The following is a 23005-nucleotide window of genomic DNA, read 5'->3' as shown; positions in this document are numbered from 1 at the left end:
CTCAGTCCATCAGCTGGTGCTGAGGCCGGGTCGGCAGTTTCGACGCCAGCTCCTCGTCGTCCTCCCGCTCGTTCAGCCCCAGTTGCACCGCGCTCCGGATCTGCTCTCGGTTCTCCCGCACCACGTGCGCGAAGAACTCGTCGATCCGCGGGTCCGTCAGCACCTCGAGGATCACCCGCATCGCGGTGTCGATCACCGAGCGCACCACCTCGTCGTGGAACGGCAGCTTCGAAAGCCGTCCCGCCTGCGGGTCGTTCTTGAGTTTCTCGGCGATGATCCCGCGCAACAGCGACTGGTTGTCGCCGAGTGAGCGCGCGAGGTTCTGCGGGTAGTTCCCGGTTTCCAGCACCTTGACGACCTCGTCGAGCACCGCGATCGTGATCGGCTTCTTGATCGCCAGCACGATCGGCCGCGAAAGCCGTTCGACCAGCCGCTGCGTGAACCGTTCCCCGAACGCGCGGTCCGCCGTGCGCGCGAGCCGGATGAGCACGACCAGGACCCGCAGCAGCCGGAACCCGCGCAGCGCCGGATGCGCGATGGGGATCATGCCGAGGATTTCGTACCAGTTGCGCAGCGGGAACCACTTCTCCCAGCCGTTGCGCCGCCACCGCCACAGGAATTCCAGCGCGAAGATCCCGCACACCGTCGTGTCGATGATGAAGACGGTATGCGCCGTCTCGTCCGAATGCGGGAAGAACGTCACGTAGACGAGCAGCCCGACGGAGAACACGGCGAGGACGAGCATCACCAGGTCGAGCGGATTCACGCGCCGTTGTTCGCGGGTGGTCATGGCGCCGATTCTGCCTTTCCGCGGTGACTCGTGCCGAGCGGCACCTGCCGAAAGTAAGGGTGGGCCGATGACTTCGGGTCAATGTCCGCGGGGGCCTCCTCATTGAAGACTCAAAGGACCACGAAGGAGGACGCGGATGATCACGCTTCGAGGACTCACGAAGCGCTACGGCGAGAAGACGGTGGTCGACGGGCTGACCTTCGCCGTCGAGCCGGGCAAGGTGACCGGCTTCCTCGGTCCCAACGGTGCGGGCAAGTCGACGACCATGCGGATGACGCTCGGGCTCGACACGCCGAGCGCGGGCGAGGTCCACATCGACGGCACGAAGTACGCGGACCTGCGGCACCCGCTGCGCGAGGTCGGCGCGCTGCTGGAGGCCAAGGCACTGCACCCCGGCCGGAGCGCGGGCAAGCATCTCCTGGCGATGGCGCGCAGCAACGGGATCCCGGACAGCCGGGTGGACGAGGTGCTCGCGACTGTCGGGCTCACCGACGTCGCGGGCAAACGCGCCGGGACGTTCTCCCTCGGCATGGGGCAGCGGCTCGGCATCGCGGGCGCGCTGCTGGGCGACCCGCGCGTGCTGATGTTCGACGAGCCGGTCAACGGCCTCGACCCCGACGGCGTCCGCTGGGTACGGCACCTGATGCGGTCGCTCGCCGCGGAGGGCCGCACGGTGTTCGTGTCGAGCCATCTGATGAGCGAAATGCAGCTGACCGCGGACAGACTGGTCATCATCGGCAAGGGAAAACTGCTGGCCGACGCGCCGGTCGACGAATTCATCGCGGGTAATTCGCGGACTTCGGTCGCGGTGCGGGTGCCCGTTCCCGTCGAACTGCGGGCGCTCGAACAGCGTCTCCGTGCCCTCGGCGCGACCACGGAAACCGACCGGGACGAACTGCTCGTGCACGACCTTCCCGTGCACCGCGTCGGCGACACCGTGCACGAACTCGGGATCCGCGTGCACGAACTGGCGGAGCGGACCGCCTCACTCGAACAGGCCTACATGGAACTGACCGCTTCGTCGGTCGAATACGGAACGGGAGTCGCGGCATGAAGTCACTCATGGTCTCGGCAGCGGTGATCGCGGGCCTGCTGGGTGCGCCGGCTGTCGCGTCGGCCGCACCGGCGGCACCGGCTTTGTCGCTGCCCGCGCCGGGTGGCCCGCTCCCGATCGGGCTGCGCACGCTGCACCTCACCGATCAGCAACGAGCCGATCCCTGGGTGCCCGAGAAGCGGCGCGAGCTGATGGTCAACGTCTGGTACCCGGCTGTCCCGATCGGGCGCGCGCCCTTGTACATGACCAAAGCGGAGTCCGCGGCGGCGGTCGCCGGGCGGAAACTCGACCTGCCGCCGGACACGCTGAGCAAGGTGCGGGTCCACTCGCGGGAGAACGCGCCTACCCTGCCCGGACGACGTCCTCTGGTGGTGCTGTCGCCGGGCGCGGGCAACAACCGGATCACCCTGACCTCGGTGGCGGAACACCTTGCCTCACAAGGTTTCGTGGTCGCCGGGGTCGATCATGCCTACGAAGCCTGGGCGACCGAGTTCCCCGACGGGCTGCGTCAGTGTGTCGCTTGTGGACAGCAGCCCGACCCGTGGCCCGCCGCGATCGCGAACCGCGCGATCGACACCTCGTTCGTCGTCGACACCCTGCTGAGGGACCGGCGCTGGTCGATCGACGCCGGGAAGATCGGGATGGCCGGTCACTCCGCCGGAGGCTCGGCGACAGCCGCTTCGATGGTCGCCGATCCGCGGATCAAGGCGGGCGTGAACGTCGACGGCCCGTTCTTCGGCACCGTTTCGCTCGACCGGCCGTTCCTGCTGCTGACCAGCCCGACCGGCGAGAAGTACTACCGCGATTCCTGGACGGCGACCTGGCCGCGGCTCACCGGGCCGAAGAAGGACTTCCTGGTCAAGGACAGTGGTCACTCGTCGGTGACCGACGCGGCGATCCTGGTCGACCAGCTGGGCCTGCGGCCGCACATCCCGCCGGCCGAGGTCGAGAACCAGTACGGCTCGATCGATTCGGTGAAGGCGCTGAAGTTCTTCCGCGACGAGCTGACCGGCTTCTTCAAGAAGTGGAGCGCACGATGAACGCGGTCTCCTCGGAATGGACGAAGTTCTGGTCGGTCCGGTCGACCTGGTGGTGCCTGATCAGCGGCGTCCTGCTGATGCTCGCCTACTCCGGCGCGGTGGGCCTGGCCGCGAACGCGGGCGTCGAACGCTCGATGGCCCCGCACGCCGTGGTGACCGGGGCGGCCTTCTACCTCACGCAGTTCGCCGTCGTCGCGCTGGCGGCGCTGTTCATCACGAGCGAATACGCCAGCGGCAGCATCCGCTCGACCCTGCAGTGGGTCCCGGCGCGGAACCGGGTTCTCGCCGCGAAGTCCGCCGTCCTGGTGCCGGTGCTGTTCGGCTACGGCGTCCTGAACACGCTCGTCGGCGTGGCGATCTCGGCGCCGCTGATCCCGGCGAGGGATTCGTCGGTGGGCGACGTCCTCACCACCGCGGCGGGCATGGGCGGCTACTTCGCCCTGCTGGGCCTGCTGTGTCTCGGCCTGGGGACGGCGCTGCGGAGCACGGCGGGGACGCTCGTGACGGCGTTCGTGCTGCTGGTGATGATCCCGATGTTCGCCGGTTCGCTGGGTGGCGAAGACCTCGTGAACTACTTCCCCGGCTTCGCGGGTGTCAACGCGATGATCACTTCAGGGGAGCCGAACCCCATCTTCGGCGGCGTCGCGCCCTACGCGCCCTGGGTCGGCATCGCGCTCTGTACGGCTTGGGCGGCGGCCGGTCTCGCCGCCGGCTCCACCGTCCTCCGGCGCCGCGACGCCTGAGGGGGTAGCAAGGGACCTTTGCTCTCGCTTGTCTCAACATTGAGAGAAGCGAGAGCAAAGGTCCCTTGCTCTTTCCGCAGGTCAGCCCCCTAGACGAGGTCGGCTGAGGCCAGAACGCTTGTCTCAAAGGGGCCCTTCAGGACGTTGAGCGTCTCAAAGGGACCCTTCACGACATGCGCGCGGCCAGATCTCGCAGCGAGTCGTCCGCCTGGACACACGTGTCGTCCATCTGCTCACACGAGCCGTCCCTCCAGTCACGCGAAAGCCCCCGGCGAGAGCAAAGGTCCCTTGCTCTCTTTCCGCAGGTCAGCGCCTCACGCGATACCAAAGGTCCCCCGCTACCCCGCCACCCCGAGCCCCGCCAGCACCTCCCGTGCCCCCCGCGTCAGCTCCGCGAGATCCGGCGGCCGCAGCGACCCCGTCCCGGCGATCGCGTCGAAGATCGTCCCGTCCAGCCAAGCGACGAGCACCCGCGCGTGCCGCTCCGGCTCCGCCGAGCCGCGGTCGGCCAGCACCTCGGCACACCGCCGCCGGATGACCAGCCCCCCGCGGTCGTAGGCCTCGCGCAGCTCCGACCGCCGCGTCGCCTCCAGCGCGAATTCGTACCGCGCGAGCATCCGCGTCCGCCCGCCCGTGATCGCCGCGTGGGCGAACCCCGCCACGTACTCGGCCAGTCCGCCGGGCGGCGGATCGAGCGTGACGTCGTCGAGTTCGACCATCCGCGAGATCGCGAGTTCCAGCAGCGCGGCCCGCGTCCGCGCGTAGTACGAGGTCGAACCCGACGGCAGCCCGGCGAACTTGTCGACCGCGCGATGCGTCAGCCCCCGCATTCCTTCGGCCGCGATCACTTCGATGGCCGCGTCCCCGATCGTCGCCTTTCGCACTCTACAAGTGTAGTAGTACTCTACACATGTAGAGGAGGTCGACATGCGCAAAGCGATCGTGGTCGGCGGAGGAATCGGCGGACTGACAGCGGCCATCGGGCTGCACGGCATCGGCTGGGAGGTCACCGTCCTGGAACGAGCCCCGGAACTCACCGCCGCCGGCGCCGGCATCTCCCTGTGGCCGAACGCCCTGCGCTCACTCGAAACACTGGACATCCACCTCGCCACCCTGCAGGAACAGTCGTCAGGCGGGCTCCACGACCGTGAAGGCCGCCGCATCACCCGGTGGGACGCCGAGGCGTTCCGCCGTCACCACGGCCGTCCGCTCGCCGCCATCCACCGCGCCGACCTGATCGGCGCACTCCGCGACGCGCTGCCCGCGGGCCGCGTCCGCACCGGCACGGAGGTCACCGGCCTCGACGATCTCGACGCGGACGTCATCGTCGCCGCCGACGGAATCCACAGCGGCGTCCGGAAGCAGCTGTGGCCGTGGCATCCCGAACCGGTTTACAGCGGCAGCACGGCCTTCCGAGCGGTGACCACCCTCCCCCACCCTGTCGAGCTCAGCACGAGCTGGGACGACGGCGCCGAGATCGGCGTCATCCCGTTGCACGACGGCCGCGTCTACTGGTGGGCCAGCTACGTCACCGAAGCCGGAATCCGGCACGAAGACCCGAAGTCGTACCTAAAGGAGCGCTTCGGCGGCTGGCACGCACCCATTCCCGAGCTCATCGACGCGACAACGCCCGAGACGCTGCTCCACCACGATCTCCACCTGCTCGGCACTCCCCTGCCCTCATACGTGAAGGGCCGCGTCGCCCTTCTCGGCGACGCGGCCCACGCGATGCCTCCCTTCCTCGGCCAGGGCGGTTGCCAGGCGATCGAAGACGGGGTCGTGCTCGCCGCCGCGCTCAGCACCACCGAAGACGTCGACGCGGCGCTGAAGAGCTACGACGAACAGCGCCGCCCGCGCAGCCAGGGCGTGGTCAAAGCCTCGATCCAGGCCGGGAAAATCGGGCCACAGCTGCGGAACCCGCTCGCCGTGGCCGTCCGCAACGGCGTGTTCCGCCTGCTCCCCGGCACGCTCACCGCCCGCATCGGCGCCGGCGTCAGCGGCTGGACTCCTCCCGTTCCCCGCCGACCAGTCCCGCCTCGTACGCCGTGATCGCCGCCTGCACCCGGTTCCGCGCGCCGAGCCGGTTGAGGATGGTGCTCACGTAAGCCTTCACCGTGCCCTCGACGACGAACAGCTTCGCCGCGATGTCCGCATTGGACAGTCCGGAACCCAGGAGTGCCAGCACTTCCTGCTCACGCGGCGTCAGCTTGCCGATCAGCGTCTTCGCCTCTTCGGCACGGGACACCTGGTTGCCGGAGAACCGGGCGATGACCCGCTGCGCGACCTTCGGCGAGAGGAAGGCCGCTCCACCGGCGACAGCGTGGATCCCCGCGAGCAGTTCGCGGGGATCACCGGATTTCAGCAGGAATCCGCTCGCGCCGAGGCCCAGCGCGCGCTCGATGTAGGCGTCCTCGCCGAACGTGGTCAGCATGATCACGCCGATCTCGGGCAGCAGCCGCCGGATCTCCTCGGCGGCCTTCAGCCCGTCCATGACCGGCATCCGGATGTCGAGCAGCACGACATCCGGCCTGGTCGCGCGCGCCTGCTCGATGGCGGCACTGCCGTTCTCGGCCTCCGCGACCACTTCGATCCCGGCGTCCGCCGCCAGGATCGCCGACACTCCGGCGCGGATCATCGCCTCGTCATCGGCCAGCACCACCCGGATCATCCGGGTCCCCCTTTACTCGTCTTCACTGATCAAGTCCTTCGACACGAGTTTCCCGGCGGTGAAGCACAGCCGGTAGGCCTCGTAGTTCAAGTTGAACACGGTGCGCTCGGTGCCGTAGTACTCGCATATCGCCCCGGCGGGCACCGGCGGCTCCACCTGACGCGGCCGCGCGATCCGCTGCCCGCCGGGCAGGACACGCGCGATCTCCTCCCTCGTCTGACCCGGCGAAATGCGCTCGTAGTCCGCACCTGCGAGCACGGAGCCGTACCACTGGACGAGGAACACGCTCCCGCTGATGGCGACCACCACGCCGAAGAGCCCGATCGGCACGACGACCGCCTGGATCAGGCTGCGCCGAACGTCGCGGCGGGCGCGTTCCAGTTCCCTGGCCGAAACCGACTGCCCCACCTCGGCGTCCATCGCTGCCTGGCTCTCCGGCGATTCCTCCGAGGGCGCCGCGTCGTGCGGCAAAGTCGCGCTGACCTCGAATCCGCCGCCGTGGGGGCCCGCCCGCAGCGTCCCGCCGACCAGCCGGACCCGCTCGCGAAGGCCGATCAGCCCGCGTTTGCCCGAAGTCCTTCCCGGCAGCGGCCCCGCGGGAGGCGCGGCGTTGGTGACCACGACGTCCGTCCGTCCCGCCGAACGCACGACGCGGACGGTGACGGCGGCACCGGGAGCGTGCTTCACCACGTTCGTGACCGATTCCTGGACCACGCGATACGCGGCGCGGTCGACCATCCGCGGCTCACCGTCCACCGGGCCGTCCACGGAGGAATCGATCAGCACGCCGGAGGCGCGGGTGCGGTCGAGCAGGTCGTCGATGCTCTCGTGCACCGGTTCGGTCGGCGCGTCGTCCTCGCGCAGTACCCCGATGATCTCGCGCAGCCGCTCGGTCGCTGTCGCGGCGCTCTGCCGCAGCTCGCCCGCGGCCTGCCGCTGAGGCTCGTCGAGCCCGCCCGCGACCTCCAGCGCCGCCGCGCGCACCGCGATGAGACTCAGCTCGTGCCCCAGCGAGTCGTGCATGTCGCTCGCGATCCGGGTGCGCTCGCGCAGCCGCGCGCGGTCGGCGACGAGCCGCTGGCGGCTCTCCATCTCCTCGGCGCGGCGCCAGCCGTCGCGCGCCATGTCCTCGCGTTGCCGGATGTACCGGCCCATCAGCCACGGCGTCACCGACGCGAAGACCAGGACACCGAGCAGGGCACCCCAGGACGCGAACCCGTCCTTGCTCCACACCAGCGCGACGGGGACCGCGATCACGGAAACGACGGTGAAGAGGCGCAACATCGGCTTCGCGACCGGCTGCCGGTACCCGGCGAGGTAGCTCACCGCGACCAGGACGAACCCTTCCCAGATCGGCACCCGGCCGCCGAAGCTGCCCATGACGACGAAGCTGGCGACCATCGCGATCCCGAGTGAGACCAGCGGATACCGGCGCGAAACCGCGATCGCGGCGGTGGTCGCGGTGAGCCCGGCGACCAGTTCCCACGGCCGCGTGCTGGACCCGGCGTCGATGACCACCCAGCCGCAGAGCCCGAGCCACAAGGCGACGTCCATGACCAGCCGCCGCCCGCGCCGCACGGGTTCCTCAACGTCCATCACAGGCTTGGACGCTACAAGTCGCGCCGAACGGTCCGCCATGGACGAAAGTAAAGGTCCCCCGATCATCGGGTCTCCGCCGGATTCATGAGGCATGATGATCGACCATGGCCGAGCGCACACTCACCGGCCAGCTAGGCGGTCCTGTCCCGGCAGGCATCGAAGCGCTGGCCGACAACGAAAAACAGGACCTCTCCGACGCGTTGCGCGATGCGCGCCACCGCCAGGCCAAAGCCTTGGCCGAAGCGGGCGAAGAGGGCCTGAGGTACGTACCCGCGCTTCTGCGCGGCACCATCCGCAAGGTAGTGGGCCTGTGACCACCGAAAACTTCGCTTCGCAGGCGGAGATCCTCAAACTCGCCCGCGTCCTCGGCACCGCCCCCGAACGGCTCTCCTACCTGGAGAGCGTGGACGCGACGGAGCTTCAGGCGTTCCGCGAGCAGGTCACGGACACGCTGTTCGACGCCAACCTCGCCGCCCTCGAGCGGATGGCGATGGCGAGCAAGCTTGTCCCGAGCCCGATCCTCGCGAAGATCGCCGAGAAGGTCTTCGGCCCGCTTCTGTGCGCGCGGATCGCCGGGCTCGTGGACGCCTCCAGGGGCGTCGACGTCGCGAAGCGGCTGAAGCCGCAGTTCCTGTCCGACGTCGCGGCCGAACTGGACCCGCGCCGGGCGAGCGCGATCATCGCGCGCATCCCGCTCGACACCGTCGTCGCGGTCGCCGGGGAACTGGTGCGCCGCGAGGACTGGATCACCGTCGGCCGGTTCGTCGGCCACCTGCCCGATCCGACGGTGCGCCGGGCCCTCGGCGTCATCGGCGACGAGGCGCTGATCCGGATCGCGTTCGTCCTCGACGACAAGAGCCGGATCGATCACGTCCTCGGGCTGCTCTCCGAAGCCCGGTTCCGCGGCCTCCTGCAGGTCGCGGCCGCCGACGAGGACCTGTGGGCGCCGGTGCTCGACTTGCTCACCCACCTGAGCGAGAAGCGAGTCGCGCAGTGGTCCCACCTGCTCGGCGAACTCCCGCCCGCGCTGCGCGAACGCGTCGAAGAGACCCTCGACCAAGCCTCCTGACCGCAGGGGGAGCAAGGGACCTTTGCTATCGCTTTGACGCGAAACCGCTGGTCAGCAGCTCTCCGCGCCGCCAAACAGCGGCCGTCAGCGGCACCCCGGGCCGGTACGCGAGGTGTGTCGCCGAAGGCGCCTCCAGCACCTGAAGGTCGGCTCGCGCCCCTGGCCGCACGAAGCCGACATCGTCGCGCCGTAGCGCGCGAGCGCCGCCCGCCGTCGCCGACCACACCGCTTCGTCGATCGTCATCCGCATCTGCAGCACCGCGGTCGTGACGCAGAACGCCATCGACGTCGTGTACGAGCTGCCCGGGTTCGCGTTGCTGGCCAGCGCGACCGTCGCCCCCGCGTCCAGCAGCCGCCGCGCCGGCGCCAACGGCTGCCTGGTCGAAAGGTCGCACGCGGGCAGCAGGGTCGCGACAGTGTCCGAAGCGGCGAGGGCCTCGACGTCCGCTTCGCTCAGGTACGTGCAGTGGTCGACACTCGCCGCCCCCAGCTCGACGGCGAGCCGCACGCCGGGCCCCTCCCCCAGCTGGTTCCCGTGCACCCGCAGCCCGAGGCCGCGTTCCCGCGCCGCCTTCAGCACCCGCCCGGACTGCGCCTCGTCGAACGCGCCGGTCTCGCAGAACACGTCCGCCCACCGCACGATCGGCGCCACGGCGTCGAGCATGTCGCCGCACACCAGGTCCACATAGGACTCCGCGTCCGCGCCCGGCGGCACCAGGTGCGCGCCGAGGAACGTGACCTCGTCGGCCACACCGGCGGCGATCCGTGCCGAACGCACCTCGTCTTCGACGTTGAGCCCGTACCCGGTCTTCGTCTCCAGGCACGTCGTGCCCTGCTTCGCCGCTTCGTCTACGTGACGCCGCAGGTTCGCCGCCAGCTGCTCGTCGGAAGCCGACCGCGTCGCGTCGACGGTGACCGCGATGCCCCCGGCGCTGTACGCCTTCCCGGCCATCCGCGCCTCGAACTCGGCCGTCCGGTCCCCGGCGAAGACGAGGTGCGTGTGGCTGTCCACCCAGCCGGGCAGCACCGCGCGGCCCTCGACGTCGATCCTCTCGTCCGCGTCGGGCGCGTCCGCCGCCGAGCCCACCCACGCGATCTTTTCGCCCTCGATGACGACGGCCGCGTCGCGGAGTTTGCCCAGCTCGGCGTCGTTCGTGGTGAGCTCGCCGATACCCGTGATCAGGACTGCCACAATGCCTCGATCTCCTTGGCCAAGACCGTTTCCGGCCGGTCGATCAGCTGATGCACGCCGTCGCGGACGATCTCACGACCGGCGACGACGACGTCCCGGACGTCCGCGCCGGAAGCGGCGAAGACGACCCCCGACGGCTCGATCCCGGCGGTCCGCACCGAACCCAGGCCGACCGTTACCAGGTCCGCGCCCGCGCCCGGAGCCAGTTCGCCGACCTCGTCCCAGCCGACGGCGCCGTGATCCGTCGCCGCCGCGAGCAGTTCCTCCGCGGTGAACCGGCCGCGCCGCTCGCTGGCGAGCCGCTCGTTCAGTTCCAGCGCCCGGGTCTCCTCGAACGCGTCGACGACCGCGTTGCTGTCGCTGCCGAGGGACAGCCGCACCCCCGCGTCCAGCAACGTCCGCGCCGGGCCGATCCCGTCGCCGAGATCCCGCTCGGTCGTCGGGCAGAAGCATGCACGGCTTCGCGCCTCACCGAGCCATTTGACGTCGCCCGCTGTCAGGTGCGTCGCGTGCACAGCGGTGAGCCGTTCGGTGAGTACGCCGTTGTCCCAGAGCAGCCCCGTCGGAGTCCAGTGATAGGCCGCCATGCACTGCTCGTTCTCGGCCCGCTGCTCGGAAAGGTGGATGTGCAGCGGCCGATCCTCGGGCGTCCCGCTGTCCACTTCGGACAGTTGATCTTCGGGAACGGCACGCACCGAATGGATCGCGCCGCCCACCCGGAACGTCTCCCCTTCACGCAGTTCGCCGACTCGTTGCGCCCAGTTCGTAGCGGAACCGTCGGAGAACCGCTGCTGCACCTCGTCGGGTTCCAGGCCGATGCCGCCCGCCAGGTAGCACGTGTCGAGGAGAGTGAGCCGGATCCCGGCGTCCGCGGCGGCCTGCCGCAGCGCCTCGCCCATCGCGTTCGGCTCGGCGTAAGGCTTTCCGCCCGGCGCGTGGTGCAGGTAGTGGAACTCGCCGACACTCGTATACCCGGCCAGCACCATCTCGGCGTAGACCCCGCGCGCCAGGCGGTAATACGAGTCCGGCTCCAGCCGCGACGCGAGCGAGTACATCCGCTCGCGCCACGTCCAGAAGGTCCCGCGGTCATGATGCGTCCGGCCGCGCAGCGCGCGATGGAACGCGTGCGAGTGACCGTTGGCGAAGCCCGGCAAGGTCAGTCCATTCAGGACGGTTCCTTCGCTGGGCGCGTTCGCGGCCACGGAAGTGATCTTCCCGCCGCCGACCTCGATCCGGACGGCATCGGCGATCCCGTCCGGCAGCCAGGCCCGCTCGCACCAATATGTCGTCATGTCGACAGTTTTTCCAGGACATCCGCGAGCGCACGGGCACCGTGGTCGACGTCGTCGGCCTCGGAGAACTCCTCCGGGGAATGACTGATCCCGGTTGGATTACGCACATAGAGCATCCCGGACGGGACGAATCCGGCGAGGATCGCCGCGTCGTGCCCGGCCCCGGTCGGCAGCTCCGGCGGCCCGCCCAGCCAGGTACCCAGGTCGCGGCGCAGCGCGTCGTCGAAGATGACGTCGTCCGAGTAAGACTCCCTGGTCACCTCGACCCGGCAGCCCTCCTGACCAGCGGCTTCTTCGGCCAGCTTCGCGATCTCCGCGACCAGTTCGGGCGTATCCGTGCCCGGCACCCGCGCGTCCAGCCAAAGGTCCACAGTGGACGCGATGACGTTGGTCCCGCCCGGCACCGGCACCAGCCTGCCGACCGTCGCCCTGGCGTCGGCTGTCGCCCTGGCCAGTTTCCGCACGGCGAGGACGGTCTCGGCCGCCGGGATCATCGGGTCACGGCGGTCGCCGATCAAGGTCGCGCCGGCGTGGTTTCCCTGGCCCTGGAAGGAGAAACGCCATCGGCCGTGCGCGATGACCGTGTTGCCGACGGCGACCGGCGAGCCGAGGTCGATCAGCCCTCGCCCCTGCTCGACGTGCAGTTCGAGGAACCGTCCGATCAGGCCGAGGCGCTCGGAGTCCCGGCCGACGTGCTCGGCATCGAGGCCGGATTTCGCCGCCGCTTCGGCGAAAGTGACACCTTCCGGGTCACGCAGTCCGCGTGCTTTGTCCGCGTCGATGGTCCCGGTCAGCAGCCGCGAACCGAGGCACGGCACGCCGAAGCGGCCGCCTTCCTCTTCCGCGAAGACCACGACGGCGAACGGCTTGGCGGGGCGGAATCCCTTGTCCTGCAGGATTTCCACCGCGTCGAGCGCGCTCGCGACGCCGAGCGGGCCGTCGAAGGCGCCACCGCCGGGAACCGAGTCGAGGTGGCTCCCGGTGACGACGGCGTCCGCACCGGGCGTACCCCACCAGGCCCAGATGTTGCCGTTGCGGTCGGTCTCGACGCCCAGCCCCAGCCGTCCGGCGCGTTCGACGAACCACGCGCGCAGCTCGGTTTCGGCCGCGTCGAAGGCGTGACGGGAGTAGCCGCCGCGCTTCGGGTCGCGGCCGACGTCCGAGATCTCCGCCAGCAGCGAGGACGCGGTCACTCGGCGTCCCGCATGGGCACGCGCACGCCGCGCTCGTCGGCGACCTCGGCGGCGCTGTCGTAACCGGCGTCGACGTGCCGGATGACGCCCATGCCCGGGTCGTTGGTGAGGACGCGCTCGAGTTTCTGCGCGGCCAGCAGGGTTCCGTCGGCCACGCTGACCTGGCCCGCGTGGATGGAGCGGCCCATGCCGACGCCGCCGCCGTGGTGGATCGACACCCAGCTGGCGCCCGAGGAGGTGTTGACCAGCGCGTTCAGCAACGGCCAGTCGGCGATCGCGTCGGAGCCGTCGGCCATGCCCTCGGTCTCGCGGTACGGCGAAGCGACACTTCCCGAGTCGAGGTGGTCGCGGCCGATGACGACAGGCGCCTTCAGTTCGCCGCTGGCGACCATTTCGTTGAACCGCAGGCCCGCGAGGTGCCGCTCGCCGTAGCCGAGCCAGCAGATCCGCGACGGAAGCCCTTGGAAGGCGACGCGCTCGCCTGCCAGTTTGATCCAGCGCGCGAGGGATTCGTTCTCCGGGAACAGTTCCAGCATCGCGCGGTCGGTGGCCGCGATGTCCTCGGGGTCACCCGACAGCGCCGCCCAGCGGAACGGGCCGTTGCCCTCGCAGAACAGCGGGCGGATGTAGGCGGGCACGAACCCCGGGAAGTCGAACGCGCGCTCACAGCCGCCGAGTTTCGCCTCTCCCCGCAGGGAGTTGCCGTAGTCGAAGACCTCGGCGCCCTTGTCGAGGAAGCCGAGCATCGCTTCGACGTGCTCCGCCATCGACTCACGGGCCCGCTCGGTGAACTCGTCGGGCTTCTTGTCCGCGTAGTCCTGCCACTCGTCGACGCCGATGCCCTTGGGCAGGTAGGAAAGCGGGTCGTGCGCGGAGGTCTGGTCGGTGACGATGTCGACTTCGACGCCGCGGCGCAGCAGTTCGGGCAGCACCTCGGCGGCGTTGCCGACCACACCGACGGACAGCGCGCGCTTCTCCTTCTTGGCGGCTTCCACGCGGCGGATCGCGTCGTCGAGGTCGTCGGCGACCTCGTCGAGGTAGCGAGTCTCGACGCGGCGGTGGGCACGCTGCGGGTCGCATTCGATGACGAGCGCGACACCGTCGTTCATCGTGACGGCCAGCGGCTGCGCGCCGCCCATGCCACCGAGGCCCGCCGTGACGGTGAGCGTGCCCTTGAGGGTGCCTCCGAACCGCTTCTTCGCGACGGCGGCGAAGGTCTCGTAAGTGCCCTGCAGGATTCCCTGCGTGCCGATGTAGATCCAGGACCCCGCGGTCATCTGGCCGTACATGGTCAGGCCCTGCGCTTCGAGACGGCGGAATTCCGGCCACGTCGCCCAGTCGCCGACGAGGTTGGAGTTCGCGATGAGCACGCGCGGCGCCCATTCGTGCGTGCGGAACACGCCGACCGGCTTGCCGGACTGGACGAGCAACGTCTCGTCACTGTCCAAAGTGGTCAGCTCGCGGGTGATCGCGTCGAAGCTGGCCCAGTTGCGGGCGGCCTTGCCGGTACCGCCGTAGACGACCAGGTCTTCCGGGCGCTCGGCGACCTCGGGGTCGAGGTTGTTGTGGAACATCCGCAACGCGGCTTCGGTCTGCCAGTTCTTCGCGGTGAGCGTGGTGCCTCGGGCGGCACGGACCGTGCGGGTCATGGGCTCAGACCTCCAGTTGGGCCGCGGCGAGGACGGCACCCGACGCGACGAGTTCTTCGGCGGCGGCGATCTCCGGCGCCAGATGACGGTCGGGGCCGGGGCCCTCGACCTTGGTGCGGACGAGATCCCGGACCCGGCCGGTGACCGGCGACGGGACCAGGGGCGCGCGCATGTCGAGTGCCCGCGCGGCGGTGAGCAGTTCGATGGCGAGGACGGTGTTGAGCCCCTCGACGGCCTTGCGCAGCTTGCGCGCGGCGGACCAGCCCATGGAGACGTGGTCCTCCTGCATGGCGCTGCTCGGGATCGAATCGACCGACGCCGGCACCGCGAGGCGCTTGAGCTCGCTGACCACGGCGGCCTGCGTGTACTGGGCGATCATGTGGCCGGAATCGACGCCGGGGTCGAACGCGAGGAACGGCGGCAGGCCGTGCGAACGGGCCTTGTCGAGCATGCGGTCGGTGCGGCGCTCGGCGATGCTCGCGACGTCCGCGAGCGGGATGGCGAGGAAGTCGAGCACGTACGCGACCGGGGCGCCGTGGAAGTTGCCGTTGGACTCGACGCGGCCGTCGGGCAACACTACCGGGTTGTCGACGGCGGAGTGGAGCTCACGCTCGGCGACGAGTTCCGCGTGCGTGAGGCTGTCCCGTGCGCCGCCGTGCACCTGGGGCGAGCAGCGGAGCGAGTAGGCGTCCTGGACCCGGTTGCAGTCCGGTCCGCGGTGGCTCTCGACGATCTTCGAGTCCTGAAGCGCGGTCCACATGCGGTGGGCGCTTCGGGCCTGTCCGGGGTGCGGGCGCAGAGCCTGGAGGTCGGCGGCGAAGGCGCGATCGGTGCCGAGGAGCGCTTCGACGCTCATCGCGGCGGTGATGTCGGCGGTGTCGAAAAGCCTGCGCAGGTCGGCGGCGGCCAGCAGGAGCATGCCGAGCATGCCGTCGGTCCCGTTCGTGAGGGCGAGGCCCTCCTTCTCCGCGAGAACGACAGGCTCGATCCCGGCATGCTTCAGCGCTACAGCGGCCTGGACGACTTCGCCGTTGTACGCGACTTCGCCCTCCCCCATCAGCGCGAGCGCGACAGCGGCCAACGGCGCGAGGTCGCCGGAGCAGCCGAGGGAGCCGTACTCGTGGACGAGCGGGGTGATCCCGGCGTTGAGCAGGGCCGCAAGCGCTTGCGCGGTCCCCGGGCGGACGCCGGTGTACCCGCTGGTGAGGGTGCGGAGACGCAACAGCATCAGCGCGCGCACGACCTCGATCTCGACGACCGGGCCCGCGCCCGCCGCGTGCGAACGGATCAGGGACCGCTGCAGCGCGGTACGGCGCTCGAGCGGGATGTGCCTGGTGGCGAGCGCACCGAAGCCCGTCGAAACGCCGTACGTCGGCGTCTCGGCGTGGGCGAGGTTGTCGATGTGCTGACGCGTCGCGGCGAGGTTCTTCTCGGCCGCTTCGCTGACCGCGACGGGCGAGTGGTCACGGGCGACCGCGACGACCTGTTCGGGCCGAAGCGGTTCGGACCCCAGAAGTACGGTTTCCGGCATAGCCCCATTGGACAACGCCATGCCCGCTGGTGGGCGGCCCCAACCGGTGGTTGTGTCTGGTATCCAAGACCTACCCTGGAGGGGAGCAAGGGACCTTTGCTATCGCGAGGGGGGTGTGTGGATTTAGGGACGTTGAGTGTCCCTAAATCCACACACCCTGTACTCCGCGTAGCGATGGGCACTGACTGTGTGGATTTTGGTGCGTCAGATGACCAGAAATCCACACGGTCACCGCACTGAACCGCAAAAAGAGAGCAGGGGACCTTTGCTCTCACTTGTCTCGACATTGAGAGAAGTGAGAGCAAAGGTCCCCTGCTCCCCCGGGGTCCGGGCGAACAGGAGGTCTGCATGGGTGAGAGCAGCGAAGTCCCAGCTCTGCGACGCGGCCTCGGCATCCTTCGCGCCCTCGCCGCCCGGCCGGGCCCGGTGTCGGCGGCCGCGATCGCGCGCGAACTCGGCCTCCCGCGTTCGACGACGTATCACCTGCTCGCCGAGCTGGAGGCCGCCGGTTTCGTGGCGCATCTGCCCGCCGAGCGCCGGTACGGCCTCGGGATCGCCGCGTTCGAGCTCGGCTCGGCCTACCTGCGGCACGATCCGCTGGAACGGCTCGCGGTCCCGCTGCTGCGCAAGCTCGCCGACCGCGTCGGCCACACCGCGCATCTCGGCGTGCTGCACGGCAACGAGTCGCTCTACCTGGTCAAAGAGCGCCCCACGCGCCCGGAAACCCTGGTCACCGAGGTCGGTGTCCGGCTGCCGGGTCAGCTGACGGCATCAGGCAGGGCGATGCTGAGGCACCTGCCGTCGCCGCACGTGCGCGCGCTCTTCCCGGCGGCGTCGGCGTTCGTCCTGCGCACCGGCCGCGGCCCGCGCACCCTCGCCGAACTGCGCCGCACACTGAACGCGGAGGGCAGGCTCGGCTGGGCGGTCGAAGACGGCCATGTCACCGAAGGATTCGCCTCGGTGGCCTGCCCGGTCTTCGACCACGGCGGCCGGCCGATGGCCGCGATCAGCGTGACCCTCCGCCACCTCTGCCCGGGGGCTGAGGGTTGCGAGGAAACTTGGCCTGAACTGGCCGAAGAGGTCCGCCTGACCGCGGCCGAACTGACCACGAGGATCGGGGGTCAGGTGCGCTGAACGTGCTTCTTCTGGACTCCCTCGAGCCCGAGCATGGCCAGCAGTTCCGCACAGTCGATGGCGTCCGAGGCGTGCCCGGCGACGGTCCTTGCGGCTCTGCCGTTCTGCAGGGTGAGGCGGACTTCTTCTTCCGCACGCACACCGGCCATCCGGCTCTGGTCTTCAGCGGGGTCGGGACGACTGGAATGCCTAGCCCAGGTCATCTGCCACCTTCTTCCGGCCCTCCGTCGACTCGGGGTCGTTTCGATAGAGGGCCATGGTCGGACACTCAGCATGACATCCCACCCCGCGGCAGTTCCCGGCGCGGGTGAATTGAGACGAAAATGATCTAGATTTTGCTACTCTCCGTGATTCAAGTAGGACTCGATTCAGGTATTGAACGGCGCACTCGTGTCTGCCACCAAATGCTCCATCCCCACGACGATGCCGCAGGCGGCACCGGTCCTCCTCCGTGATCGCGGCGGCGATGGCCTCGTAGTCCGGCGATGATCGCGAGCATCAGAAATCCGCCGCGGCCAGCACATCGAGCGGCGATTTCACGGCTCCCGGCGATCGAATCCCGATCAGGGCGTGGGGACGCCGCGCCGCGAGGTTCCCGGCACCAGATGGGCAGCGGCGCACCCACGAACGGGAAGAACGCGTCGAAAACCTCGCGAGGGTCCTCCGACGAGCTGAAGAGGAGCAGCCCCATTGATGCACAGGAAGCCACATGGCCCGAGCCTACGTCCATCGCGCTCAGGAAACCGCTTCCTTGACGCCGTCAGCAAGCGCGCCTACGAGGTCCGGCCCACGGGGGAGGCGAGCATCGTTGGCCAACCGGCCCAGCACATCGTCGTCGCCGACTATGCCGAGCAGTACCGCGATCCCCTCGGGATCCAGCAGACCGGGCATGTGCGAACCGAGCAGCCAGGCTCCCGCAAGCGCAGGGTCATAGCTGTTCCGCTCGAGAATTTCGAGTTCCTCGCCATAGAGCCGATCCAAGTACGGCCCCGATGAGTACCAGCCGATCATCGTCCCGAGATCGATGGCGTCGCGCGTAGTCTCGACACTCCGATCCCACCACGTCAGCAGCTTGAGCAAAGCCAGCGCCGGCACCGCGGGGACCTTGATGACGAGTCCACCCGGCAGGAGCACCGACTCGGCCGACGCCACGGCTTCGCTCAGTCCGCGGACATTCATGCGATGGTCGTCGGGCCAGAGGATGGTCCGGTCTTCGTCCTCGATGCCGCCGTAGGGCAGTACATCGACCTCGACGCCTTCCACCAGAAAAGAATGCGCGCTCCCGCCGTGCCGTTCCAGCCGGCTCACGAACTGTTCGAAGTCGTCCCAGGTACCCATCGCGGCGGCGATGTCGATGTCCTCGGTGGCCCGTTCAGGCACGCCGCCGACCAGCCCGATCGACAGGATCGTGCGTGCCGTCGCCCCGACCACGAGGTAGTCGACCGCCACGGCACGGGCGATGGCATCCACCCGGGCCGGCACTCTCGCGGCGAGAAGGAGATCAGGTTCGGTCGATGCGCTTAAGTCGATCATCGCCGCTCCTGATCCGGTCTCCGTGTTCACGCTGACGCGGATCCCCCGAGGCCAACAGGTCCGCGTAAATCAGAGGGGACGGCACGATCCACGACTCCGGTTCAGGTGCCCGCCAGAACCGGGTCCGGAAATACACGTTGCCTTTGTTTTCCGCCCGGGCCAGGCGATGCAGGCCGATGAGCCGCACCGGCAGCCCGGTGGCGTAAAGGGTGAGCGAGGCAGGCCGCAAATGCGAGTCGAGCAGGCTCGCCCCGGCTTCCCCGCCCACCTGGACCCCCTGGGAAAGCAGATCGGCTTCCGCGTTGCGCCACCACGAAAGGTCGGCCGCGGCGAAGTCGCCGAGTGCCAGCGCGGCGTCCAGGGTGATCGAGTAGGCCTCCGACCATCGGTCGAGCAGCTCGGCTCCGCGGGCAAGCCGCCGCTCGTTCCCACGTTCGTACAGGTAGCCGGCACCGGCGAGCTCATCGATGACCGTCTTGACCGTACCGAGCGACGCACCGCTCATCTCGGCCAACCGACGGTAGGGAAAGGCGGCCGTCTCCGGCCAGCTGAGGAGGACGAACAGGACCTGAAGGCCTGCCCTGCCGAAAGCTCCCGCTCCTCGCGGCGAAGGGCGCCCTGCGGGTACGGCCGGCTTGCGACGGCCCCGGACATCGATCAGGACGTCAGCCCAGGCGAGGTGGGCGTTGCCCGCGGTGTCCACGTAGTCGATCCTCCGGGCACGCAGCCGCTCGGCGACCGGTTCACTGAGGTACGTGGTGAACAGCAACGGCGGTGGGGCCGACGGGAAGTGGACCGCCGTGGCCAGTTCCGCGGTCATCCGCTGCTTGATCTCGACCCCGTAGGTCCGGGCAGCGCCGGATTCCGTCGTGAGCTTTACGAGGGCATCCACCTGATGCCCCTGTGCCCGTACTTCGGTTCCGAGCACGTCGACCCGGAGCCCCAGCTCCTGGAGCCGAGAGCGCGCTTCGGCGGACAAGCCCTCGTTCAGCAAGCCTGGATGTTCATTTGAATTGAACATGACCATATTTTGAACACGTCGCCGCCTTCACCGCAACCCAGCCGGGTCAAGAAACGAGAAACGGCGAGTGCTCGGTACGAGCACTCGCCGTTCGACCAGTGGAGGTGCCGGGAATTGAACCCGGGTCCTCTGGCGTATCACCAGGACTTCTCCGTGCGCAGTCCGCTATGTCTCTACTTGGCCCCTTCAGTCACGCGAACAAGCTGAAGTGACGAGCCCAGCCACTGTTTGATTCCCAACCACACTCCGTAGCCGAGTGTGACGGTAAGCCTCCTAGCTGATGCCGGTGACCGGGTCGGAGGCGACCCCGGACCGACAGAGTTGCTCTACTGCTTAGGCAGCAAGGGCGAACTCGCGCTGGCTCTTAGGCTCGGCGCTTATTGGTTTGCGATGACGCTTACGGTGGTCTCTCGCCTGCACCGGCACGCTTCTCCTGATTCAACGTCCAAAGTCGAAACCGTTCACCCCCTTGGTGGGATACAACCTCTACATCATAACGCGGTCGGCAACCGGGTTAATCCCGCAGGTGGGGCTAGCCCCACCTGCGGGATGCCCGCGGGCACCATGTCGCCGCCCCCTCCCGGAGACGATGCTTGTCCCATCGACCTCGGAGAGGAGCACGACCATGAGTTCGCTAGCGGCCGAGCGGGAGCTGAGCAGGTCCGATCCGTCGTTCGGCGGCTCGCTGGTCTACCTGCTGATGAACCTGCCGATGGGCGTGTGCGCGTTCGCGCTCCTGATGGCGTTCATCTGGGCGGGGATCGGCACGGCGATCGTCTGGATCGGGCTGCCGATCCTCGCGCTGGTGATCCTGTCGGTCCGCGGGGCGGCCAGGATGGAGCGTGCCAGGGTGTACGCGCTGCTCGACCGCTACATCGACCTGCCGTACCTCCCGTTGCCCGCCGCCGGCCAGTCCGTGCGCTGGAAGGCACGGCTGCGGGACGGCTCGACCTGGCGCGACCTCAGCTACTTCTTGGTGCTCTTCCCGCTCGGAATCGTCGAGTTCGTCCTGGTCACGGTGTTCTGGTCGACCAGTCTCGGCCTCGCCGGCCTGCCGATCTACTACCGCTTCCTGCCGAATGGCGAGTATCGCTTCCCGACCTGGGAAAACGCGTGGTTCACCGTCGACTCGACGGTCTCGGCGCTGCCGTGGGCGGCTCTCGGCGTGTTGTGCGTCGCGCTCTCGGTAGCGTTGACGAAGGCGCTGGCGGGGCTGCACGCCCGGCTGGCGACGGCGCTGCTCGGGCCGACCCATGCCCAGCGTCGCCGTCTGGAGGATTCATGGGGCGAGGTTCCGACGATGAGCACGGTGCGCGGATGACGATCGACCAGCAGGTACAGCAAGTGCAGATTCCGCGGCCGCGGCCGTTGCGGACCATCGTCTACATGTTCGTCAGCTTCTTGTTCCGGCTGCTCCAGTTCGTTTTGATCATCGTGGGCCTGTCGGTCGGCATCGCGACGGCGGTGGTGTGGGTCGGCTTCCCGATCCTCATGGCCACGACCAACTTCATCCGCTGGTCCGCCGACCGCGAGCGGGGCTGGGCACGGAAGATGCTCGAAACTCCGCTGGAGCCGGTCGAACGTCTCCCCCTCGAAGGGCTCTCGCTGGTCAAGCGCTGGCTGACCCGGCTGACCGACCCGACGACCTGGCGCGACCTCGCCTACCTGATGCTGGCGTTCCCGCTGGCCTGCGTGGAGCTCCCGATCGCGATCGCGTCGATCGTGCTGCTGCCGATGGCGATCTGGGTGACCCCGTGGGTCGGCTGGCTGCACGGCAACCTGGCGTTCTCGCTGCTCGGCCCGAACCGCACCCAGAAGCTGGAGCAGAAGGCCGAGCGGCTGCAGGCGTCGCGGGCTCGCGGTGTCGACGCCGCCGAGGCCGAACGCCGCCGCATCGAACGCGACCTGCACGACGGCGCCCAGCAGCGCCTGGTCGCCGTCGCGATGAGCCTGGGCCGCGCGAAGTCGAAGTTCGACCAGGACCCCGACGCCGTGCGCGAACTGATCGACGAAGCGCACCTCGACGCCAAGCTCGCGGTGTCGGAACTGCGCGACCTCGCCCGCGGCATCTACCCGGCCGTGCTCGGCGACCGCGGCCTCGACGCGGCGCTGTCCGCGCAGGCCGCCAAGTCGCCGATCCACGTCGACGTCGAGGTGGACGTCGAACCGCGACCGCCCGCCGCGGTCGAGACGACGGCGTACTTCATCGTCGGCGAGACGCTGACGAACATCGCGAAGCATTCGGGCGCGACCGAAGCGGGCGTGAAGGTGTGGCGCACCGACGCGATGGTGATCGTCGAGATCACCGACAACGGGCACGGCGGCGCCGAAGTCCGGCCAGGTGGCGGGCTCGCCGGGCTCGCCGACCGGGCGGCCACGATCGACGGCGTGATCACCGTCGTCAGCCCGCCCGGTGGCCCGACGGTGATTCGCGCGGACCTGCCGTGTCAATGGTGACCCGTTCGTGAGTGAATAGGCCCTGCCGTTCACTCACGAACCTGGGGGCAGGATGCGGGTCGTCATCGCCGAAGACGCTGTGCTGTTGCGGGCGGGGGTGATCCGCCTGCTCGCCGACGAGAACATCGAGACCGTCGCCGCCGTGGACAACGGCGACGACCTGCTCGGCGCCGTCAAGGAGCACCGGCCGGATCTCGCGATCGTCGACGTGCGGATGCCTCCCACCTTCACCGACGAAGGCCTGCGCGCGGCGCTGGGAGCCCGTGAGGCCGTTCCCGGCCTTCCCGTTCTCGTGCTTTCCCAGTACGTCGAGGAGAGCTACGCCGTCGAGCTGCTGTCCGGCGGCGCGGGCGGAGTCGGTTACCTGCTCAAGGAACGCGTCGCCGACGTCAGCGACTTCCTCGACGCGGTCAAGCGTGTCGCCGGTGGTGGCACGGCCATCGATCCGGACGTCATCGCGCAGCTGATGGCCCGTGGCCGCAAGAACCCTCTCGACGCGCTCACCGCCCGCGAGTCCGAAGTGCTGGGGCTGATGGCGCAGGGCTTGTCGAACACCGCGATCGCGAACTCTCTCGTCGTCTCGCACGGCGCGGTCGAGAAGCACATCGGCAACATCTTCTCGAAGCTCGGCCTCGAAGCGAGTTCCGTGGAACACCGCCGGGTCCGCGCGGTCCTCACTTACTTAGGACGCTGAAGTAGCTCTTGGTGGCGAAGCCGTCACTCACCTAACATGGGCAGACTGTCAGTGAGTGACGAGCCGAACCGAGGAGGCCCTATGACCGACCGGACCTCCCACAGCGTCCGCTTCTTCGGCGGGCCCCTCGACGGACGCGTCCAGGAGCTCGGTGACACCGAGCCGGTCGCCGGCACCGTCCTCAAGCACGTCCATCTCCACGACGGGCCGAAGATCGAAACCCGGTACGAACTCGGCCGCGCCGAGGACGACTGCTGGGAGTTCCGGCTGTGCCAGGCCCAGGTTCCGGAGCCCGCGCCGCGGCCGGAGCCCGAACCCGACGGTGTGGGGTAGGGAAAACTCCACC

At 69.1% G+C, this 23005-nt stretch carries 22 protein-coding genes, 1 other RNA gene and 1 pseudogene; 11 read left to right on the top strand and 13 right to left on the bottom strand.

Going from position 1 to position 23005, the window contains the following annotated elements; translation table 11 throughout:
• Nucleotide 1 precedes the first annotated feature (1 nt).
• Nucleotides 2-790, bottom strand: coding sequence for an ion transporter (locus tag ACZ6YV_RS23605; RefSeq protein ID WP_465511668.1), 789 nt, complete (start codon nucleotides 788-790; stop codon nucleotides 2-4).
• Between the two features lie 136 nt (nucleotides 791-926).
• Between ACZ6YV_RS23605 and ACZ6YV_RS23600 the strand changes: the two genes are divergently transcribed.
• From ACZ6YV_RS23600 to ACZ6YV_RS23590, 3 genes are read left to right on the top strand one after another with little or no spacing between them, the layout of a single operon-like run.
• Nucleotides 927-1844, top strand: a complete 918-nt coding sequence (locus ACZ6YV_RS23600) for an ABC transporter ATP-binding protein (RefSeq protein ID WP_465511667.1) — start codon at nucleotides 927-929, stop codon at nucleotides 1842-1844.
• Nucleotides 1841-2884: an alpha/beta hydrolase family protein gene (locus tag ACZ6YV_RS23595; RefSeq protein ID WP_465511666.1), complete on the top strand. Its 1044-nt coding sequence runs from the start codon at nucleotides 1841-1843 to the stop codon at nucleotides 2882-2884. Before ACZ6YV_RS23600 ends, ACZ6YV_RS23595 begins: the two co-directional genes overlap by 4 nt.
• Nucleotides 2881-3627 (top strand): ABC transporter permease, encoded by a 747-nt coding sequence (locus tag ACZ6YV_RS23590; protein ID WP_465511665.1) that lies wholly within the window; start codon nucleotides 2881-2883, stop codon nucleotides 3625-3627. Before ACZ6YV_RS23595 ends, ACZ6YV_RS23590 begins: the two co-directional genes overlap by 4 nt.
• A gap of 338 nt (nucleotides 3628-3965) precedes the next feature.
• Here ACZ6YV_RS23590 and ACZ6YV_RS23585 read toward each other — a convergent pair whose 3' ends face one another.
• The gene (locus tag ACZ6YV_RS23585) at nucleotides 3966-4511 is read right to left on the bottom strand and encodes a TetR/AcrR family transcriptional regulator (RefSeq protein ID WP_465511664.1); all 546 of its coding nucleotides are present in this window, start codon (nucleotides 4509-4511) and stop codon (nucleotides 3966-3968) included.
• Between the two features lie 43 nt (nucleotides 4512-4554).
• Here ACZ6YV_RS23585 and ACZ6YV_RS23580 point away from each other — a divergent pair, with 43 nt between their 5' ends.
• The gene (locus ACZ6YV_RS23580; RefSeq protein WP_465511663.1) at nucleotides 4555-5676 is read left to right on the top strand and encodes an FAD-dependent monooxygenase; all 1122 of its coding nucleotides are present in this window, start codon (nucleotides 4555-4557) and stop codon (nucleotides 5674-5676) included.
• Here ACZ6YV_RS23580 and ACZ6YV_RS23575 read toward each other — a convergent pair.
• Together ACZ6YV_RS23575 and ACZ6YV_RS23570 are read right to left on the bottom strand one after the other, a co-directional pair.
• Nucleotides 5621-6295, bottom strand: coding sequence for a response regulator transcription factor (locus ACZ6YV_RS23575; protein ID WP_465511662.1), 675 nt, complete (start codon nucleotides 6293-6295; stop codon nucleotides 5621-5623). The genes ACZ6YV_RS23580 and ACZ6YV_RS23575 overlap by 56 nt on opposite strands.
• A pseudogene (locus ACZ6YV_RS23570) lies at nucleotides 6270-7891 on the bottom strand (sensor histidine kinase). The gene ACZ6YV_RS23575 and the pseudogene ACZ6YV_RS23570 overlap by 26 nt, the downstream one beginning before the upstream one ends.
• Before the next feature lie 107 nt (nucleotides 7892-7998).
• Here ACZ6YV_RS23570 and ACZ6YV_RS23565 point away from each other — a divergent pair.
• Complete coding sequence (locus ACZ6YV_RS23565) at nucleotides 7999-8208, top strand: hypothetical protein (RefSeq protein WP_378237511.1); 210 nt, start codon at nucleotides 7999-8001, stop codon at nucleotides 8206-8208.
• Entirely contained in the window at nucleotides 8205-8963 is a 759-nt protein-coding gene (locus ACZ6YV_RS23560; protein ID WP_465511661.1) for a hypothetical protein, read from the top strand. Before ACZ6YV_RS23565 ends, ACZ6YV_RS23560 begins: the two co-directional genes overlap by 4 nt.
• Before the next feature lie 25 nt (nucleotides 8964-8988).
• On the opposite strand, the gene hutI is transcribed toward ACZ6YV_RS23560, so the two are convergent.
• From hutI to hutH, 5 genes are read right to left on the bottom strand one after another with little or no spacing between them, the layout of a single operon-like run.
• Entirely contained in the window at nucleotides 8989-10155 is a 1167-nt protein-coding gene (hutI, locus tag ACZ6YV_RS23555) for an imidazolonepropionase (protein WP_465511660.1), read from the bottom strand.
• Nucleotides 10143-11447, bottom strand: coding sequence for a formimidoylglutamate deiminase (locus ACZ6YV_RS23550; protein ID WP_465511659.1), 1305 nt, complete (start codon nucleotides 11445-11447; stop codon nucleotides 10143-10145). Before ACZ6YV_RS23550 ends, hutI begins: the two co-directional genes overlap by 13 nt.
• Nucleotides 11444-12640 (bottom strand): allantoate amidohydrolase, encoded by a 1197-nt coding sequence (locus tag ACZ6YV_RS23545; RefSeq protein ID WP_465511658.1) that lies wholly within the window; start codon nucleotides 12638-12640, stop codon nucleotides 11444-11446. Before ACZ6YV_RS23545 ends, ACZ6YV_RS23550 begins: the two co-directional genes overlap by 4 nt.
• Complete coding sequence (gene hutU, locus ACZ6YV_RS23540; protein ID WP_378237517.1) at nucleotides 12637-14289, bottom strand: urocanate hydratase; 1653 nt, start codon at nucleotides 14287-14289, stop codon at nucleotides 12637-12639. Before hutU ends, ACZ6YV_RS23545 begins: the two co-directional genes overlap by 4 nt.
• A gap of 4 nt (nucleotides 14290-14293) precedes the next feature.
• On the bottom strand, nucleotides 14294-15820 hold the full coding sequence (gene hutH / locus ACZ6YV_RS23535; RefSeq protein ID WP_465511657.1) for a histidine ammonia-lyase: 1527 nt from the start codon (nucleotides 15818-15820) through the stop codon (nucleotides 14294-14296).
• Nucleotides 15821-16168: 348 nt separating this feature from the next.
• Here hutH and ACZ6YV_RS23530 point away from each other — a divergent pair, with 348 nt between their 5' ends.
• Nucleotides 16169-16954, top strand: a complete 786-nt coding sequence (locus ACZ6YV_RS23530; protein ID WP_378237519.1) for an IclR family transcriptional regulator — start codon at nucleotides 16169-16171, stop codon at nucleotides 16952-16954.
• Here the strand turns inward: ACZ6YV_RS23530 and ACZ6YV_RS23525 are convergent.
• The 4 genes from ACZ6YV_RS23525 to ssrA all read right to left on the bottom strand — a co-directional run bounded on the left by ACZ6YV_RS23525 (nucleotide 16942) and on the right by ssrA (nucleotide 19977).
• Nucleotides 16942-17157 (bottom strand): hypothetical protein, encoded by a 216-nt coding sequence (locus ACZ6YV_RS23525; RefSeq protein ID WP_093936178.1) that lies wholly within the window; start codon nucleotides 17155-17157, stop codon nucleotides 16942-16944. The two genes, ACZ6YV_RS23530 and ACZ6YV_RS23525, sit on opposite strands and share 13 nt — an antisense overlap.
• Nucleotides 17158-17689: 532 nt before the next feature.
• Nucleotides 17690-18487 (bottom strand): nucleotidyl transferase AbiEii/AbiGii toxin family protein, encoded by a 798-nt coding sequence (locus tag ACZ6YV_RS23520; protein WP_465511656.1) that lies wholly within the window; start codon nucleotides 18485-18487, stop codon nucleotides 17690-17692.
• Nucleotides 18456-19481 (bottom strand): type IV toxin-antitoxin system AbiEi family antitoxin, encoded by a 1026-nt coding sequence (locus ACZ6YV_RS23515; protein WP_465511655.1) that lies wholly within the window; start codon nucleotides 19479-19481, stop codon nucleotides 18456-18458. The genes ACZ6YV_RS23520 and ACZ6YV_RS23515 overlap by 32 nt, the downstream gene beginning before the upstream one ends.
• Before the next feature lie 123 nt (nucleotides 19482-19604).
• Nucleotides 19605-19977, bottom strand: a transfer-messenger RNA (tmRNA) gene (gene ssrA, locus ACZ6YV_RS23510).
• 156 nt (nucleotides 19978-20133) lie between these two features.
• Here ssrA and ACZ6YV_RS23505 point away from each other — a divergent pair.
• From ACZ6YV_RS23505 to ACZ6YV_RS23490, 4 genes are all read left to right on the top strand, one after another.
• Complete coding sequence (locus ACZ6YV_RS23505; RefSeq protein WP_465511654.1) at nucleotides 20134-20829, top strand: sensor domain-containing protein; 696 nt, start codon at nucleotides 20134-20136, stop codon at nucleotides 20827-20829.
• Entirely contained in the window at nucleotides 20826-21965 is a 1140-nt protein-coding gene (locus ACZ6YV_RS23500; RefSeq protein ID WP_465511653.1) for a sensor histidine kinase, read from the top strand. Before ACZ6YV_RS23505 ends, ACZ6YV_RS23500 begins: the two co-directional genes overlap by 4 nt.
• Before the next feature lie 52 nt (nucleotides 21966-22017).
• Nucleotides 22018-22659: a response regulator transcription factor gene (locus tag ACZ6YV_RS23495; RefSeq protein ID WP_378237523.1), complete on the top strand. Its 642-nt coding sequence runs from the start codon at nucleotides 22018-22020 to the stop codon at nucleotides 22657-22659.
• A gap of 81 nt (nucleotides 22660-22740) precedes the next feature.
• On the top strand, nucleotides 22741-22992 hold the full coding sequence (locus tag ACZ6YV_RS23490; RefSeq protein WP_465511652.1) for a hypothetical protein: 252 nt from the start codon (nucleotides 22741-22743) through the stop codon (nucleotides 22990-22992).
• Nucleotides 22993-23005: the final 13 nt, after the last annotated feature.

The sequence above is a fragment of the Amycolatopsis sp. NPDC102522 genome (assembly GCF_055584485.1).
Note: the sequence above shows the minus strand (reverse complement) of the source record. Positions and strands in the feature narration are given on the sequence as shown.